The organism is Streptomyces sp. CNX435 (genome assembly GCF_059570575.1).
In genome coordinates this window covers 20,991-36,113 of the sequence record NZ_JCANTA010000021.1, presented here as the reverse complement: position 1 = coordinate 36,113, position 15,123 = coordinate 20,991, and the positions used below count along the sequence as shown (strand labels likewise).

Below are 15,123 nucleotides of genomic sequence, written 5' to 3'. Positions count from 1 at the left end.
AAGGAACCGCGCGGATGAGCGCTCGGCAGGCCGGTACGGGCGTCTACGCCCCGCGCCCGGGGGCGGCGCCGCTGCCCCGCATGATCGCCGCGCAGGCCGCCCTGGAGACCCGGCTGCTCCTGCGCAACGGCGAGCAGCTGCTCCTCACCATGATCATCCCGGCGGTGCTGCTGCTGCTCTTCAGCACCGTGGACGTGGTCGACACCGGGCCCGGCCAGCGCATCGACTTCCTCGCCCCCGGCGCCATCGCGCTCGCCGTCCTGGCCACCGCCTTCACCGGCCAGGCCATCGGCACCGGCTTCGACCGCCGCTACGGCGTGCTGAAGCGGCTCGGCGCCTCGCCGCTGCCCCGCGCCGGGCTGATGGCCGCGAAGGCCCTCTCGGTGCTGGCCACAATCGCGCTGCAGCTGGTGATGCTGACCGCCATCGGGCTGGCGCTCGGCTGGTCGCCGCGCGGCGGGGCGGGCGGTGTGCTCGCCGTGGCGCTGCTCGTGGTGCTGGGCACGGCGGCGTGCTCGGGCCTCGGGCTGCTGATGGCGGGCACGCTGCGGGCGGAGGCGACGCTCGCCGCGGCGAACCTGGTCTTCGTGCTGCTGCTGGTGGCGGGCGGCGTGATCGTCCCCCTGGAGAAGTTCCCCGACGGCGCGCGGGCGGTGCTCGAAGTGCTGCCGGTCGCGGCGCTGTCGGACGGGCTGCGCGACGTCCTCCAGGACGGCGGCGGTGTGCCGTGGGGCGACCTGGGGCTGCTGGCCGGCTGGGCGGTGCTGGGGCTGGCGGCCGCCGCGCGGTTCTTCCGCTGGGACTGAGCCGCCGACCAGCGCGTACGGACGTACGGGGACGTCGGCCGCACCCCTCGTGAAACCGCGCACAAGGGGCGTCCTACGATAGGCGCCGTGCAGAACCCCCTCGCCCTCATCGCCGAGCGCTGGACCCCGACGCAAGCGACGGTCCGGCGCGCGACGTTCTCCGCGCTGCTGATGAGCGTCGTCATCGTCGTCACCGGGGGCGCCGTCCGGCTGACGGGTTCCGGGCTCGGCTGCGACACCTGGCCCAAGTGCTCCGACGACAGCGTGCTGGCGACGTCCGAGATGGGCATGCACGGCGCCATCGAGTTCGGCAACCGGCTGCTGACGTACGTGCTGTGTGCGGCCGTCGGCTGGGCCATCGTCGCCGCCCGTGCCACCAAGCCGTGGCGCCGGGAGCTGACGCGGCTCGGCTGGGTGCAGTTCTGGGTGGTCATGGGCAACGCCGTCCTCGGCGGCGCCGCGGTGCTCACCGAGTTGAACCCGTACACCGTCGCCGCCCACTTCCTGCTCGCCACCGGGTTGATCACGATCACGTACCTCACCTGGCACCGCGCCCGCGAGGGCGACGGCGGGCCCGACATGCTCGTCGGGGCCGTGGTGCGCCGGCTGACCCGGGCGCTGGTGGCGATGTCCGTCGTGCTGCTGGCCGCCGGCACCGTCGTGACCGGCACCGGGCCGCACGCGGGCGACTCCAGCGACGTGCCCCGGATGGGGTGGATCAGCTGGGAGCATGCGGCGAAGGCGCACTCGGTCGCGGCGTGGACGGTGATCGCCCTGACGGTCGCGATCTGGGTGACGCTGAAGCTCGTCGACGGCCCGCCGGGGCCGCTGTCCCGCACCCGCGACCTGTTCCTGGTGCTGATGTCGCAGGCCGTCGTCGGCTACGCGCAGTACCTCACGGACGTGCCCGAATTCCTGGTCATGATCCACTTGTTCGGCTCGACGCTGGTGTGGATCGCGGTGCTGCGGGTGGCCGTCTCGCTGCGGCACCGGCCGGACGCCACGGTCCCGCCTCCGGCGGTGAGCGCGGAGGCGCGGCCGGTGGGCACCCCGGCCGCGTAACGCGGCCCGCGGGACGCCCTCGGCGGGAACGGCGGTGGCGGATCCGCCACCCCGGGTCAACGCCCCACGGCTCGCGGAGTGGCGGTCAGGAGCCCTTCTCCCCGCCGTCCCCGCCGCTGCCTGCCTTGGCGTCACCAGGGTCTTCCCCGGCCGGGTCGCCCTCGGACCGCACGCCTTCGTCCGCCGCGGCCCCGGCGCCGTCCGTGTCGGCTTTCCCCACCGGCTCGGCCGCGGGCGCGGGCGGCTCCGCCGGCTCGGGCGCGGACGGCTCGTTCGGCTCGGCTCCCCCGCCGGAGGCCGCCGGCTCCCCGCCCGCCACGCCCGGCGCAGCCGGGTTCGGCGGGCCGCCCAGTTGGATTCCGGCCATCCGCGTCCACTCGTACGGCCCGGTCCGTACCCCCGCCGCCAGCTCGCCGTCGAAGCTCTCCTTCAGCGCGACCCCCGCGGCCTCCGCCGCCGCCGTCGCACTCTCGGTGCTCGGCGCCACCAGGTCGCCCCAGGTCCCGTCCGCCCCGACCAGCACGAGCCGCGCGCCCGGTTCGCCGAGGTACGCCACCTGCCCCCGCGCGCCGCCGTGGTGGCCGGCGAAGGACTCGATCTGCCGGGTGAGCTTGCGGGTCCTGCGGTCGTCGTCGCTCATGGAGCAGATGCTACCGGGCGGTAATCAGCGCAGGAAGGGATCCACGGCCACCGCGATGAACAGCAGCGACACGTAGGTGATGGACCAGTGGAAGAGCCGCATCTCCTTGAGCTTCGCGCCCACGACCCCGCTCTTCGCCCGCCGCAGCAGCCCGTGCGCCTCGCGCAGCCACACCGCGCCGAGCACCGTGGCCACCACCGGGTAGAACCAGCCGGTGTAGCCCAGCGGCCACAGCAGCAGGGAGACGCCGACCATGACCCAGCTGTACGCGACGATCTGCCGCGCCACGACCTTGTTCGACGCCACCACCGGCAGCATCGGCACCTTGACCCGCGCGTAGTCGTCCTTGACCTTCATCGACAGCGGCCAGTAGTGCGGCGGCGTCCAGAAGAACATCACCAGGAAGAGGATCAGCGAGGCCCAGGAGACGGAGTTCGTCACCGCGGACCAGCCGATGGCGACCGGCATACAGCCGGCGATGCCGCCCCAGACGATGTTCTGCGAGGTGCGCCGCTTCAGCAACATCGTGTAGACGAGGACGTAGAAGAGGTTGGCGCCCAGCGCGAGCGCCGCCGACAGCGGGTTGACGACTGTGGCGAACCACACGGTGGACGCCACCGTCAGCGCCAGGCCGAAGGCCAGCCCCTCGGCCGGCCGGACCATCCCGGTCACCAGCGGACGCAGCTCCGTGCGGTGCATCAGCGCGTCGATGTCCCGGTCCAGGTACATGTTCAGCGCGTTGGCGCCGCCGGCGGAGAGGTAGCCGCCGATGCAGGTGGCGAGCACCAGCCACAGGTCGGGCACGCCCTCGGCGGCCAGGAACATCACCGGAACGGTGGTGATGAGCAGCAGTTCGATGATGCGCGGCTTCGTCAGCGCCACGAACGCCTTGACCCGGGCACCGGCCGGCCGGTGCGCGATGTCCTGCCCGAGCACACCCGCTGGTCGGGATTCGACGGCCGTCACGGACACCTCTGCTCGCGGTCAAGGGACTTCTGCACGTCGTCACTGTAGACGCTGCGTATCGGCCCCCGGCGTGGGGGGTGCCCCGTGTGGGGGGCGTGCGCGCTCCGCCCGCGCGCGGGCGTCCGCAAGGCGTCCGGTAGACGTCCGGGGGGCGCAACCGGCCCGACACCGGCAGTCTGGTATCTGCGGGTTAGGCTCGGTGGTGCCCGGTGCTTTCGGTCGCCGGAGTTCCCGACCGTGGAGAGAGGAGCCCTGAACAAGGGTGAGCACGCAGCCGACCACCGACCTCGAGTGGAACGAACTGGACGAGCGCGCGGTGGACACCGTCCGCGTTCTGGCCATGGACGCAGTACAGAAGGTCGGCAACGGCCACCCCGGCACGGCGATGAGCCTGGCCCCCGCCGCCTACACCCTCTTCCAGAAGGTGATGCGGCACGACCCCGCCGACCCGCAGTGGACCGGCCGGGACCGCTTCGTGCTCTCCGCGGGCCACTCCAGCCTGACCCTCTACATCCAGCTCTACCTCGGCGGGTTCGGCCTGGAGCTGGCCGACCTGGAGGCGTTCCGCACCTGGGGCTCCAAGACCCCCGGGCACCCGGAGTACGGGCACACCACCGGCGTCGAGACGACGACCGGGCCGCTCGGCCAGGGGCTGGCCAACGCCGTCGGCATGGCGATGTCCGCGCGCTACGAGCGCGGCCTGTTCGACCCGGACGCGCCCGCCGGCTCCTCCCCGTTCGACCATCACATCTGGGTGATCGCGGGCGACGGCTGCCTGCAGGAGGGCATCTCGCACGAGGCGTCCTCGCTGGCCGGCCACCAGAAGCTGGGCAACCTCATACTGCTCTGGGACGACAACCACATCTCCATCGAGGGCGATACCGCCGCCGCCGTCTCCGAGGACACGATCGCGCGCTACGAGGCGTACGGCTGGCACGTCCAGCGGGTCGAGCAGAAGCCGAACGGCGACCTGGACCCCGAGGCGCTGTACCGGGCCTTCGAGGAGGCCAGGGCGGTCACCGACCGGCCGTCGTTCATCGCGGCCCGCTCGATCATCGCCTGGCCGGCCCCGAACGCACAGAACACCGAGGCCGCGCACGGCTCGGCGCTGGGCGCGGAGGAGGTCGCCGCGACCAAGCGGGTCCTCGGCTTCGACCCCGAGCGGCACTTCGACGTCGACGACGACGTGCTCACGCACACCCGCGCGCTCGGTGAGCGCGGCGCGGAGGTGCACGCCGCGTGGGACAAGCAGTTCGCCGTCTGGCGGCAGATCAACCCCGAGCGGGCCGCCGAGTTCGACCGGATCCGCGCCGGCGAACTGCCCGCGGGCTGGGCGGACAAGCTGCCGTCCTTCCCGGCCGGCAAGGCCGTCGCCACCCGCAAGGCGTCGGGCGAGGTGCTGAAGGCGCTCGGCCCGGTGGTGCCCGAGCTCTGGGGCGGCTCCGCCGACCTCGCCGGGTCCAACAACACCACCATTCCCGGCTCGACCTCGTTCCTGCCCGCCGACAACCCGCTGGCCGGCGCCGACCCGTACGGCCGGACCGTCCACAACGGCATCCGCGAACACGCGATGGCCGCCGTCATGAACGGCATCACGCTGCACGGCAACACCCGCGTGTACGGCGGCACGTTCCTGGTCTTCTCCGACTACATGCGCAACGCGGTGCGGCTGTCGGCGCTGATGCACCTGCCGGTGACGTACGTCTGGACGCACGACTCCATCGGCCTCGGCGAGGACGGCCCGACCCACCAGCCGGTCGAGCACCTGACGAGCCTGCGCGCGATCCCCGGGCTGAACGTGGTCCGACCGGCGGACGCCAACGAGACGGTCATCGCCTGGCGCGAGATCCTGCGCCGCTACACCAAGGAGTTCGGCGTCGGCGCCCCGCACGGCCTGGCGCTGACGCGGCAGGGCGTGCCGACGTTCGAGACGAACGGTGCCGTCGAGAACACGGCCCGCGGCGGCTACGTGATGTTCGAGGCCGAGGGCCCCGGCGGCGGGCAGGCCGAGCCGCGGGTGATCCTCATCGGCACCGGCTCCGAGGTGCAGCTCGCAGTCGCCGCCCGCGAGCAGCTGCAGGCGGAGGGCGTGCCGGCGCGGGTGGTCTCGATGCCGTCCGTGGAGTGGTTCGACGAGCAGCCGCAGGAGTACCGCGACGCCGTGCTGCCGCCCACGGTCAAGGCCCGGGTGGCGGTCGAGGCGGGCGTCGGGATGTCGTGGCAGCGGTTCACCGGAGACGCCGGGCGCGTCGTCTCCCTGGAGCACTTCGGCGCCTCCGCCGACTACAAGGTCCTGTTCCGCGAGTACGGGCTGACCGCCGAAGCCGTCGCCGCGGCGGCCCGGGAATCCCTGCGGGCCTGAAGTCGCTGACGCTTACAGACGAAACGATGTCAGGAGATGCAATACCGATGACCGACGCACTTGAGCGCCTCTCCGGTGAAGGCGTCGCGATCTGGCTCGACGACCTGTCCCGCAGGCGCATCACGTCCGGCAACCTCGCCGAACTGATCGACGAGAGCCACGTCGTGGGCGTGACCACCAACCCCACGATCTTCCAGAAGGCCATCTCGGCCGGCGACGGCTACGGCGGCCAGCTCCAGGACCTCGCCGTCCGCAACGTCACCGTCGAGGAGGCCGTACGGATGATCACGACGGCCGACGTACGCGACGCCGCCGACGTGCTCCGCCCGGTGTACGACGCCACCGGGGGGCAGGACGGCCGGGTCTCCATCGAGGTCGACCCGCGGCTGGCGCACGACACGGCCGCCACCGTCGCCGAGGCCAAGCAGCTGGCCTGGCTGGTCGACCGGCCCAACCTGTTCGTGAAGATCCCCGCCACCCGCGCCGGGCTGCCCGCCATCACCGAGGTACTCGCCAAGGGCATCAGCGTCAACGTCACGCTGATCTTCTCCCTGGAGCGCTACCGCGAGGTGATGGACGCCTTCCTCGCCGGCCTGGAGCAGGCGAAGGCCGCCGGCCTGGACCTGGCGGAGATCCGCTCGGTCGCCTCGTTCTTCGTCTCCCGTGTGGACACCGAGGTCGACAAGCGGCTCGACGCCCTCGGCACCACCGAGGCGAAGGAGCTGCGCGGCAAGGCCGCCGTCGCCAACGCCCGGCTGGCGTACGAGCTGTACGAGGAGGTCTTCTCCTCGGACCGCTGGACCGCGCTGGAGCGGGCCGGCGCCCACAAGCAGCGCCCCCTGTGGGCGTCGACGGGCGTGAAGGACAAGGCGTACAAGGACACGCTCTACGTGGACGAGCTGGTCGCCCCCGGGACGGTCAACACCATGCCGGAGTCGACCCTGCACGCCGTCGCCGACCACGGCGAGATCCGCGGGTCCGCCGGGGCGAAGGCCGTGCGCGGCACGTACGCGGAGGCCCGCGCCGACCTCGACGCCCTGGAGAAGCTGGGCATCTCCTACGACGAGGTGGTCGCCCTGCTGGAGGACGAGGGCGTGGAGAAGTTCGCGAAGTCCTGGACCGACCTGCTCGACTCCGTCCGGGAGCAGCTCGACCGCCACGTACGGGAAGGGGCGTAGTCGACGGTGACCGGCTCTGGCACCAACCCGCTACGTGATCCGCAGGACCGGCGGCTGCCGCGGATCGCGGGCCCTTCGGGCCTGGTCATCTTCGGCGTCACCGGCGACCTGTCGCGCAAGAAGCTGATGCCCGCCGTGTACGACCTGGCGAACCGGGGGCTGCTGCCGCCCGGCTTCTCCCTCGTCGGCTTCGCCCGCCGCGACTGGGAGGACGAGGACTTCGCGCAGGTCGTACACGACTCGGTCAAGGAGCACGCCCGCACGCCCTTCCGCGAGGAGGTGTGGCAGCAGCTGTCCGAGGGCTTCCGGTTCGTCCAGGGCGACTTCGACGACGACGAGGCGTTCGAGCGGCTGCGCACCACCGTCGAGGACCTGGACAAGGCGCGCGGCACGGGCGGGAACTTCGCGTTCTACCTCTCCGTGCCGCCGAAGTTCTTCCCGCTGGTCGTGCAGCAGCTCAAGGAGCACAACCTGGCCGATCCGGCGGCCGGCTCCTGGCGGCGCGCGGTCATCGAGAAGCCGTTCGGGCACGACCTGAAGAGCGCCGAGGAGCTCAACCGGATCGTGCACGAGGTCTTCGAGCCCGACCAGGTCTTCCGCATCGACCACTACCTCGGCAAGGAGACCGTCCAGAACATCTTGGCGCTGCGCTTCGCCAACACGATGTTCGAGCCGATCTGGAACCGGTCGTACGTCGACCACGTGCAGATCACCATGGCCGAGGACATCGGCATCGGTGGCCGCGCCGGCTACTACGACGGCATCGGCGCCGCCCGCGACGTCATCCAGAACCACCTGCTGCAGCTGCTGGCACTGACCGCGATGGAGGAGCCGACGGCCTTCGACGCGCAGGCGCTGGTGGCGGAGAAGATCAAGGCGCTGGAGTCGGTGCACCTCCCCGCCGACCTGGGCCGGCACACGGTGCGCGGGCAGTACGCGGCCGGCTGGCAGGGCGGCGAGAAGGTGCGCGGCTACCTGGAGGAGGAGGGCATCGACCCGAAGTCCGGGACCGACACCTACGCCGCGGTCAAGCTGGAGATCGACAACCGCCGCTGGGCGGGCGTGCCGTTCTACCTGCGCGCCGGCAAGCGGCTCGGCCGCCGGGTGACGGAGATCGCCGTCGTCTTCCAGCGGGCGCCGCACCTGCCGTTCGACACCACCGACACGATGGAGCTGGGCCAGAACGCCCTCGTGATCCGCGTCCAGCCGGACGAGGGCATCACCGTGCGGTTCGGCTCCAAGGTGCCGGGCACGTCGATGGAGGTGCGGGACGTGACGATGGACTTCGCCTACGGCGAGTCCTTCACCGAGTCCAGCCCCGAGGCGTACGAGCGGCTGCTGCTGGACGTACTCCTCGGCGACGCCAACCTCTTCCCGCGCCACCAGGAGGTCGAGCTGTCCTGGAAGATCCTCGACCCGATCGAGGAGCACTGGGCCGCGCACGGCAGGCCCGAGTCGTACACCGCGGGCACCTGGGGGCCGAAGGCGGCGGACGAGATGCTGGCACGAGACGGACGGAGCTGGCGGCGGCCATGAACATCGACCTCACCGAGACCACCTCGGCCCAGATCAACTCCGCGCTCGTGGGCGCCCGGCGGGCCACCGGCACGCCGGCCGTCGGGATGGTGCTCACCCTCGTGATCGTCACCGACGAGGGCAACCACTACGACGCGCTCAAGGCCGCCAGCCAGGCGTCCAAGGAGCACCCGTCGCGCATCCTGGTCGTCATCAAGCGCCCCGGCCGCTCCCCGCGCGAGCGCGCGCTGGCGCGGCTGGACGCCGAGGTGCGGGTGGGCAACGAGACGGACACCGGCGAGACGGTGCTGCTGCGGCTGCACGGCGAGCTGGCGGGGCACGCGGCCAGCGTCGTGCTGCCGCTGCTGCTGCCGGACGCCCCGGTGGTGGTGTGGTGGCCGGAGGACGCCCCGGAGAACCCGGCGGAGGACCTGCTCGGCAAGCTCGCCACCCGCCGGATCACGGACGCGGCGGCGGCCGAGGACCCGGTCGGCGCGCTGCGGCAGCGGGCCACGGCGTACGCGCCCGGGGACACGGACCTGGCGTGGACGCGGACCACGCCGTGGCGCAGCATGCTGGCGGCGGCGCTGGACCAGCGGCACGCGACCATCGAGTCGGCGGTGGTGGAGGGCGAGGAGTACAACCCCTCCACGGAGCTGCTGGCGCTGTGGCTGGCGGACCGGCTGCGGGTGCCGGTGGAGCGGACGGGCTCGCCGGGGCCGGGGCTGACCGCGGTGCGGCTGCTGACGACGGACGGCGTGATCTGCCTCGACCGGCCGAACGGGGCGCTGGCTGAGCTGGCGGTCCCGGGGCAGCCGGAGCGGCACGTGGCGCTCAAGCGGCGGACGACGGCGGAGCTGATCGCCGAGGAGCTGCGGCGGCTGGACCCGGACGAGGCGTACGCGCACGCGGTGGCGTACGGCGTGGAGCGGCTGGCGCCGGCGGGGGCGGTGGAGGCGGACATAGAGGCGGCAGAGGCGGCGGAGGCGAAGTCCGAAGCCGCGCAGTCCGAGTCAGAGAAGGCCGAGTCAGCGCAGGCCGGCGCCGGGAAGAAGGCGGCGCCGAAGAAGCGCTCGGCGGGGAAGCCCACCGCCACGTCCGAATCCTCTGCCGGGAATTCGTGAGCAGCGCCGTGAGCACGCCGCAGGTCGTCGTCCACCGCGACAAGGAGCTGATGGCCGAGGCCGCCGCCGCCCGGCTGATCACCAAGGTCGTGGACGCGCAGGCGGCCCGGGGCGCCGCCTCGGTCGTGCTCACCGGCGGCCGTAACGGCAACGGCCTGCTGGCCGCGCTCGCCGCCGCGCCGGCCCGGGACGCGGTCGACTGGTCGCGGCTGGACCTGTGGTGGGGCGACGAGCGCTTCCTGCCGGCCGGCGACCCCGAGCGCAACGCGACCCAGGCACGGGCGGCGCTGCTGGACGCGGTGCCGGTCGACCCGGCGCGGGTGCACGAGATGCCGGCGGCGCAGGCGGAGTTCGGCGCCGACGCGGACGCGGCGGCGGCGGCGTACGCGCGCGACCTGGCCGCCGCGGCGCGGCCGGAGGACCACGGGCCGGTCCCGGCGTTCGACGTGCTGCTGCTGGGCGTCGGCCCGGACACGCACGTCGCGTCGCTGTTCCCGGAGCTGCCGGGGGTACGGGAGACGGAGCGCACGGTCGTCGGCGTCCACGGGGCCCCGAAGCCGCCGCCGACGCGGATCTCGCTGACGCTGCCGGCGATCCGGGCGGCGCGGGAGGTGTGGCTGCTGGCGGCCGGCGAGGACAAGGCCCGGGCGGCGGCGATGGCGCTGTCGGGCGCCGGCGAGATCCAGACCCCGGCGGCGGGCGCCATGGGCCGCACCCGCACGCTGTGGCTCCTGGACCGGCCGGCGGCGGCCCTGCTGCCGCCGTCGCTGTACCCGCCGGCGTCGCCGTAGCGGGCGCCGCGACGAGCGGTTCGCTCGGCTCGCGTCAGAGCCCCACGCGCGCCAGCGCCACCGCGCCGGCCAGGCCGTCCGGGACCGGGGCGGGGGTCAGGCCGTACGGGCGCACGCGGGCGGTGAAGCGCGGCAGCAGGGGGCCGGCAGGGCCGAGGAGGCCGCCGGTGGTGACCAGGGGCTCGCCGGGTGCCGGGGCGTGGACGGCGACGTTCTCCACGAGGCGGTCGGCGGCCTCGTCCAGGATCCCGCCGGCCACCGCGTCGCCGGCCGCTGCCGCCCGTACGACCACGGGGCACAGCCGCGCGATCTCCACCGGCGCCCCCGCGAACCCGGCGTCCCCGAGCGCAATCCGCGCCGCCGCGGTCCGGCCCCCGGAACCGCCCGGCGGTGCGGCGCCGTCCCGCTCCCGTACGCCCCCCGCTCTTCCGCCCGTCGCCGACATCAGCAGACCCACCAGCTCCGTCGCCGGGCCGCGCCCGTCGAGCGCCCGCAGCGCCGCGCGCAGCGCCGCGCGGGCGATCCAGAAGCCGCTGCCCTCGTCGCCGAGGAGCCATCCGTGGCCGTCGGTCGTCGCGGTCTGCCGCCGGCCCGCGATCCGCGCCGCCGACGCGCCCGTGCCCGCGATCAGGACCACCCCCGATGCCGGCGCGCCGGGGCCCGCCGCGAAGGCGATCTCGGTGTCGCCGTACAGCTCCACCGGCGCCGGACCGACCCCGCCCCGGCGCAGCGCCGCACGCAGGGCCGCGTACACACGACGCGTGCCGGCGTCGTCCGGGTCCCGGGGCTCCGCGCCGGCGACGCCCGCGACCACCGCGGCGACCGGCCCCGCACCCGCCGTCTCCGCCAGCGGTGCCACGCACGCCGTCAGCCGGTCCGTCAGCACCTCCGCCGGCACCGACCGGGGGTTTCCCGCCCCCGCCGACGCCGTGCGCAGCACGGCGCCCCCGGCCGCCCTAGCGAGGGCCGCGCGGACGCGCGTACCGCCCGCGTCGATGCCGATGACCAGCTTCTCCATTGCCCGCTCCCGGTGGTCGGCGCCGCGTCGCACCCTTGACGAGCCGTACGCGACTGCCTGAGATTGACCCCGCGTACCGCATGTTGTCCAGACCACTCCCGGGAGCACCGATGACCCACAAGCCGATCAGCGCAGCCGCCTTCACCGCCGCGGCCCTGGCCTCACTCCGGCGGGTGGCGGAGGGGCAGCGCGCCGAGGTCGGCGCCGCCGCCCGGGTGTTCGCGGACGCGCTGGGCGGCGACGGGGTGGTCCAGGCGTTCGGCACCGGGCACTCCGAGTCGCTGGCGACCGAGATCGCGGGCCGGGCCGGCGGCTTCGTACCGACGAACAAGATCGCCCTGCGCGACCTCGTGATCTACGGCGGCGAGCCCTCCGAGCTCCTCGCCGACCCCAAGCTGGAGCGCGACCCCGGCACCGCACGCCGGCTGTACGAGCTGACCGCACCGCACCCCGGGGACGCCTTCGTCATCGCGTCGAACTCCGGCATCAACGGCTGCGTCGTGGAGATGGCCGCCGTCGTCAAGGAGCACGGGCACCCGCTGATAGCGATCACCTCGCTGTCCCACGGCGACCGGGCGGAGTCCCGGCACCCCTCGGGCAAGCGGCTGACCGACCACGCCGACGTGGTCCTCGACAACGGCGCCCCCTTCGGCGACTCCGTGCTCACGCTGCCGGGCGGCGGCACGGCGTGCGCGGTGTCGTCGATCACCGGCGCGCTGCTGGTGCAGCAGATCGTCGCCGAGGCGATCCGGCTGCTGCTGGAGCGCGGCACGACGCCGCCCGTGTACCTGTCGGCGAACATCCCCGCGGGCGACGAGCACAACGCCGCGCTGGAGGCCCGCTACGCGGGCCGGATCCGCCGCGGGGCGTAGCGCAGCAGCACCAGCGCCGAGTCGTCGCGCGGCTCGGGCGCCCAGTCCGCGAGGTCGCGCCGCAACGCCGCCAGCACCTCCGCGGGCGGGCAGCCGCGCGGCGCGCGGGAGTAGCACCCGGTCAGCGGGAAGAACTCGCCCGCCGCGCTGCGCGCCTCCAGCACGCCGTCGGTGGCCAGCAGCAGCTCGTCGCCCTCGGCGAGCGCCACGGTGCTCTCCGCCGCGCCCACGGTGAGCTTCGACAGGCCGAGCCCCAGCGGTGGCCCGCTCTGCAGGCCGGTCTCGCGTACGCGCCCGGCGGCGCTGCGCAGCAGCGGCGGGGGATGGCCGTGGCTGAGGGCCCGGCACAGCCCCTCGGCCGTGATCGTCAGCAGCAGCACGGTGGCGAAGCTCTCCGGACCGCCGTCACGCGCCAGACTGCGGTTCATGCGCGCGGCGATCCGGGCCAGCTCCGGCTCCTCGTACGCGGCCTCGCGGAAGACGCCGATGGCCATGCCGGTGGTGCGTACGACGCCGAGGCCGTGCCCGCGTACATCGCCCATGACGACGCGCACGCCCCAGCGGGTGCTGAGCACCTTGTAGAAGTCGCCGCCGATCAGAGCCTCGTCCGCGGCGGAGCGGTACGAGTGCGCCACGTCCAGCGGCCCGGCGCGGGCGGGCGGCGCGGGCAGCAGCGCCTGCTGCGCGGCGTTGGCGACCCGGGTGACGCTCGTGAACCGCCGCTCGCGGGCGAGGCGCTCACGGTGGACGACGAGCCCGATCGCGGTGGCGCAGCCGATGGCGAGGACCAGCGCCCAGAAGTCGAGGTCGATGGCGTGGAGGTTCCACCAGCTCAGCCAGCCGCCCAGCGCCAGCGCGACCGCGCCGGAGACGACGATCGCCCGCCTGGTGCCGTTGACCGCGACGAACACCGGCACGACGGCGAACAGGGCCGCCAGCGTGTGCCCCCGCGAGTCCAGGTCCACCGCGATGGCCCCGGCGAAGAACACGCCCGCGACCCAGTAGGAGGTTCCGCGCGGCGCCCGCATCCCTCCAGGCTGCCGCGCGGGACCCCGCCCCGCGAGCCGGGCACCGCCGACCGCCACCAGACCGCCGCGGGACCGCCGCCGGACGCGGGACGCCGCAGGTCAGCGACCCCGCAGCGCCCGATAGGCGTCGACCAGCGCGAGGGTCGAGCCGTCCAGCCCGGGCACCTCCGCGCCGTCCGCGAGCGCCGGCTCCAGCCGCTTGGCCAGCACCTTGCCCAGCTCGACGCCCCACTGGTCGAAGGAGTCGATGTCCCACACCGCGCCCTGCACGAACACCTTGTGCTCGTACAGGGCGACCAACTGCCCCAGCACCGAGGGCGTGAGCCCGTCGGCCAGGATCGTCGTCGTCGGGTGGTTGCCCGGGAACGTACGGTGCGGCACCTGCGCCGCGGGCACGCCCTCGGCCGCCACCTCCGCCGCCGTCTTGCCGAAGGCGAGCGCCTGGCCCTGGGCGAAGAGGTTGGCCATCAGCAGGTCGTGCTGCCCGGCCAGCTCTCCCAGCTCGGCGACCGGCCGGGCGAAGCCGATCAGGTCGGCGGGGATCATCTTCGTGCCCTGGTGGAGCAGTTGGTAGTAAGCGTGCTGGCCGTTGGTGCCGGGCGTGCCCCAGACCACCGGCCCGGTCTGCCAGCCGACGCGCTCGCCGCCGCGGTCGGTGGCCTTGCCGTTGGACTCCATGTCGAGCTGCTGCAGATAGGCGGTGAACTTCGACAGGTAGTGGCTGTACGGGAGTACGGCGTGGGACTGCGCGTCGAAGAAGTTCCCGTACCAGATGCCGAGGAGCCCCAGCAGCAGCGGCGCGTTCTCCTCCGGCGGCGCGGTGCGGAAGTGCTCGTCGACGAGCCGGAAGCCGGCCAGCATCTCCCGGAAGGCGACCGGGCCGATGGCCACCATCAGGGACAGGCCGATGGCGGAGTCGTACGAGTAGCGCCCGCCGACCCAGTCCCAGAACTCGAACATGTTGTCCGTGTCGATGCCGAACTCGGCGACCTTCGCGGCGTTGGTCGACAAAGCGACGAAGTGCTTCGCGACCGCCTCGTCGCCGGCGCCGAGGCCCGCCAGCAGCCAGCGCTTGGCGGCGGTGGCGTTGGTGATGGTCTCGATGGTGGTGAAGGTCTTGGAGGCGATGACGAACAGCGTGGTCTCGGGGTCGAGGTCGCGCACCGCCTCGTGCAGGTCGGCGCCGTCGACGTTGGAGACGAAGCGGACGGTCAGGTCCCGCCGGGTGTACGCGCGCAGCGCCTCGTACGCCATGGCCGGGCCGAGGTCGGAGCCGCCGATGCCGACGTTGACGACGGCGCGGACCGGCTTGCCGGTGTGGCCGCGCCAGTCGCCGGAGCGGATCCGGTCGGCGAAGGCGGCCATCCGGGTCAGCACCTGCCGCACGCCGGGGACCACGTCCGCGCCGTCCACCTCGACCGACTCGGCGCCGGGCGCGCGCAGCGCGGTGTGCAGCACGGCGCGGTCCTCGGTGATGTTGATCTTCTCGCCGCGGAACATGGCTTCGCGCAGCTCGGCGACACCGGTCGCGGCGGCCAGTTCGCGCAGCAGGCGCAGCGTCTCGTCGGTGACGAGGTGCTTGGAGTAGTCCAGGTAGAGATCGCCGACGCGGAGCGTGTACCGGCGGCCACGCTCGGGGTCGGCGTCGAACAGCTCGCGCAGGTGCGTGGCGCCGAACTCCTCGCGGTGCTTGGCGAGTGCGTGCCAGTCGGGGGTCTGGTCGAGCCTGGTGCGTGACGTGGTGTCGGCCATGACACCCAA

The 15,123-nt window shown here is 73.6% G+C and carries 13 protein-coding genes; 8 read left to right on the top strand and 5 right to left on the bottom strand.

What is annotated here, in order from left to right; all coding sequences use genetic code 11:
* Positions 1-14: 14 nt before the first annotated feature.
* Positions 15-806, top strand: a complete 792-nt coding sequence (locus tag T328_RS27700) for an ABC transporter permease (protein ID WP_496498920.1) — start codon at positions 15-17, stop codon at positions 804-806.
* Positions 807-893: 87 nt separating this feature from the next.
* Positions 894-1,868 (top strand): COX15/CtaA family protein, encoded by a 975-nt coding sequence (locus T328_RS27695; RefSeq protein WP_496498919.1) that lies wholly within the window; start codon positions 894-896, stop codon positions 1,866-1,868.
* Positions 1,869-1,953: 85 nt separating this feature from the next.
* Here T328_RS27695 and T328_RS27690 read toward each other — a convergent pair whose 3' ends face one another.
* Positions 1,954-2,508, bottom strand: a complete 555-nt coding sequence (locus T328_RS27690) for a hypothetical protein (RefSeq protein WP_496498918.1) — start codon at positions 2,506-2,508, stop codon at positions 1,954-1,956.
* Between the two features lie 24 nt (positions 2,509-2,532).
* On the bottom strand, positions 2,533-3,474 hold the full coding sequence (locus tag T328_RS27685; RefSeq protein WP_496498917.1) for a heme o synthase: 942 nt from the start codon (positions 3,472-3,474) through the stop codon (positions 2,533-2,535).
* A gap of 262 nt (positions 3,475-3,736) precedes the next feature.
* Here T328_RS27685 and tkt point away from each other — a divergent pair, with 262 nt between their 5' ends.
* The 5 genes from tkt to pgl are packed head-to-tail and all read left to right on the top strand — an operon-like array spanning position 3,737 to position 10,444.
* A complete protein-coding gene (gene tkt / locus T328_RS27680; protein ID WP_496498916.1) occupies positions 3,737-5,836 on the top strand; it encodes a transketolase in 2,100 nt (699 codons plus the stop codon).
* Between the two features lie 47 nt (positions 5,837-5,883).
* Complete coding sequence (tal, locus tag T328_RS27675; protein ID WP_496498915.1) at positions 5,884-7,014, top strand: transaldolase; 1,131 nt, start codon at positions 5,884-5,886, stop codon at positions 7,012-7,014.
* A 6-nt stretch (positions 7,015-7,020) separates the two neighbouring features.
* Complete coding sequence (zwf, locus tag T328_RS27670) at positions 7,021-8,550, top strand: glucose-6-phosphate dehydrogenase (RefSeq protein WP_496498914.1); 1,530 nt, start codon at positions 7,021-7,023, stop codon at positions 8,548-8,550.
* Positions 8,547-9,653 (top strand): glucose-6-phosphate dehydrogenase assembly protein OpcA, encoded by a 1,107-nt coding sequence (gene opcA / locus T328_RS27665; RefSeq protein ID WP_496498913.1) that lies wholly within the window; start codon positions 8,547-8,549, stop codon positions 9,651-9,653. The genes zwf and opcA overlap by 4 nt, the downstream gene beginning before the upstream one ends.
* 8 nt (positions 9,654-9,661) lie before the next feature.
* Positions 9,662-10,444: a 6-phosphogluconolactonase gene (gene pgl, locus T328_RS27660; protein ID WP_496498912.1), complete on the top strand. Its 783-nt coding sequence runs from the start codon at positions 9,662-9,664 to the stop codon at positions 10,442-10,444.
* A gap of 34 nt (positions 10,445-10,478) precedes the next feature.
* Here pgl and T328_RS27655 read toward each other — a convergent pair whose 3' ends face one another.
* On the bottom strand, positions 10,479-11,462 hold the full coding sequence (locus T328_RS27655; protein ID WP_496498911.1) for a BadF/BadG/BcrA/BcrD ATPase family protein: 984 nt from the start codon (positions 11,460-11,462) through the stop codon (positions 10,479-10,481).
* Positions 11,463-11,572: 110 nt separating this feature from the next.
* On the opposite strand from T328_RS27655, the gene T328_RS27650 reads away from it, so the two are divergent.
* Entirely contained in the window at positions 11,573-12,334 is a 762-nt protein-coding gene (locus tag T328_RS27650) for a sugar isomerase domain-containing protein (protein ID WP_496498910.1), read from the top strand.
* Here T328_RS27650 and T328_RS27645 read toward each other — a convergent pair.
* Both T328_RS27645 and pgi read right to left on the bottom strand, forming a co-directional pair.
* Positions 12,304-13,362, bottom strand: a complete 1,059-nt coding sequence (locus T328_RS27645; protein ID WP_496498909.1) for a PP2C family protein-serine/threonine phosphatase — start codon at positions 13,360-13,362, stop codon at positions 12,304-12,306. The two genes, T328_RS27650 and T328_RS27645, sit on opposite strands and share 31 nt — an antisense overlap.
* Before the next feature lie 99 nt (positions 13,363-13,461).
* Positions 13,462-15,114: a glucose-6-phosphate isomerase gene (gene pgi / locus T328_RS27640; protein WP_496498908.1), complete on the bottom strand. Its 1,653-nt coding sequence runs from the start codon at positions 15,112-15,114 to the stop codon at positions 13,462-13,464.
* Positions 15,115-15,123: the final 9 nt, after the last annotated feature.

Bases quoted from the DNA above. Each gene is read 5' to 3' on its own strand.
- T328_RS27700 (WP_496498920.1), top strand. From the start codon at position 15: ATGAGCGCTCGGCAGGCCGGTACGGGCGTCTACGCCCCGCGCCCGGGG.
- T328_RS27690 (WP_496498918.1), bottom strand. From the start codon at position 2,508: ATGAGCGACGACGACCGCAGGACCCGCAAGCTCACCCGGCAGATCGAG.
- tal (WP_496498915.1), top strand. From the start codon at position 5,884: ATGACCGACGCACTTGAGCGCCTCTCCGGTGAAGGCGTCGCGATCTGG.
- opcA (WP_496498913.1), top strand. From the start codon at position 8,547: ATGAACATCGACCTCACCGAGACCACCTCGGCCCAGATCAACTCCGCG.
- T328_RS27655 (WP_496498911.1), bottom strand. From the start codon at position 11,462: ATGGAGAAGCTGGTCATCGGCATCGACGCGGGCGGTACGCGCGTCCGC.
- T328_RS27650 (WP_496498910.1), top strand. From the start codon at position 11,573: ATGACCCACAAGCCGATCAGCGCAGCCGCCTTCACCGCCGCGGCCCTG.
- T328_RS27645 (WP_496498909.1), bottom strand. From the start codon at position 13,362: ATGCGGGCGCCGCGCGGAACCTCCTACTGGGTCGCGGGCGTGTTCTTC.
- pgi (WP_496498908.1), bottom strand. From the start codon at position 15,114: ATGGCCGACACCACGTCACGCACCAGGCTCGACCAGACCCCCGACTGG.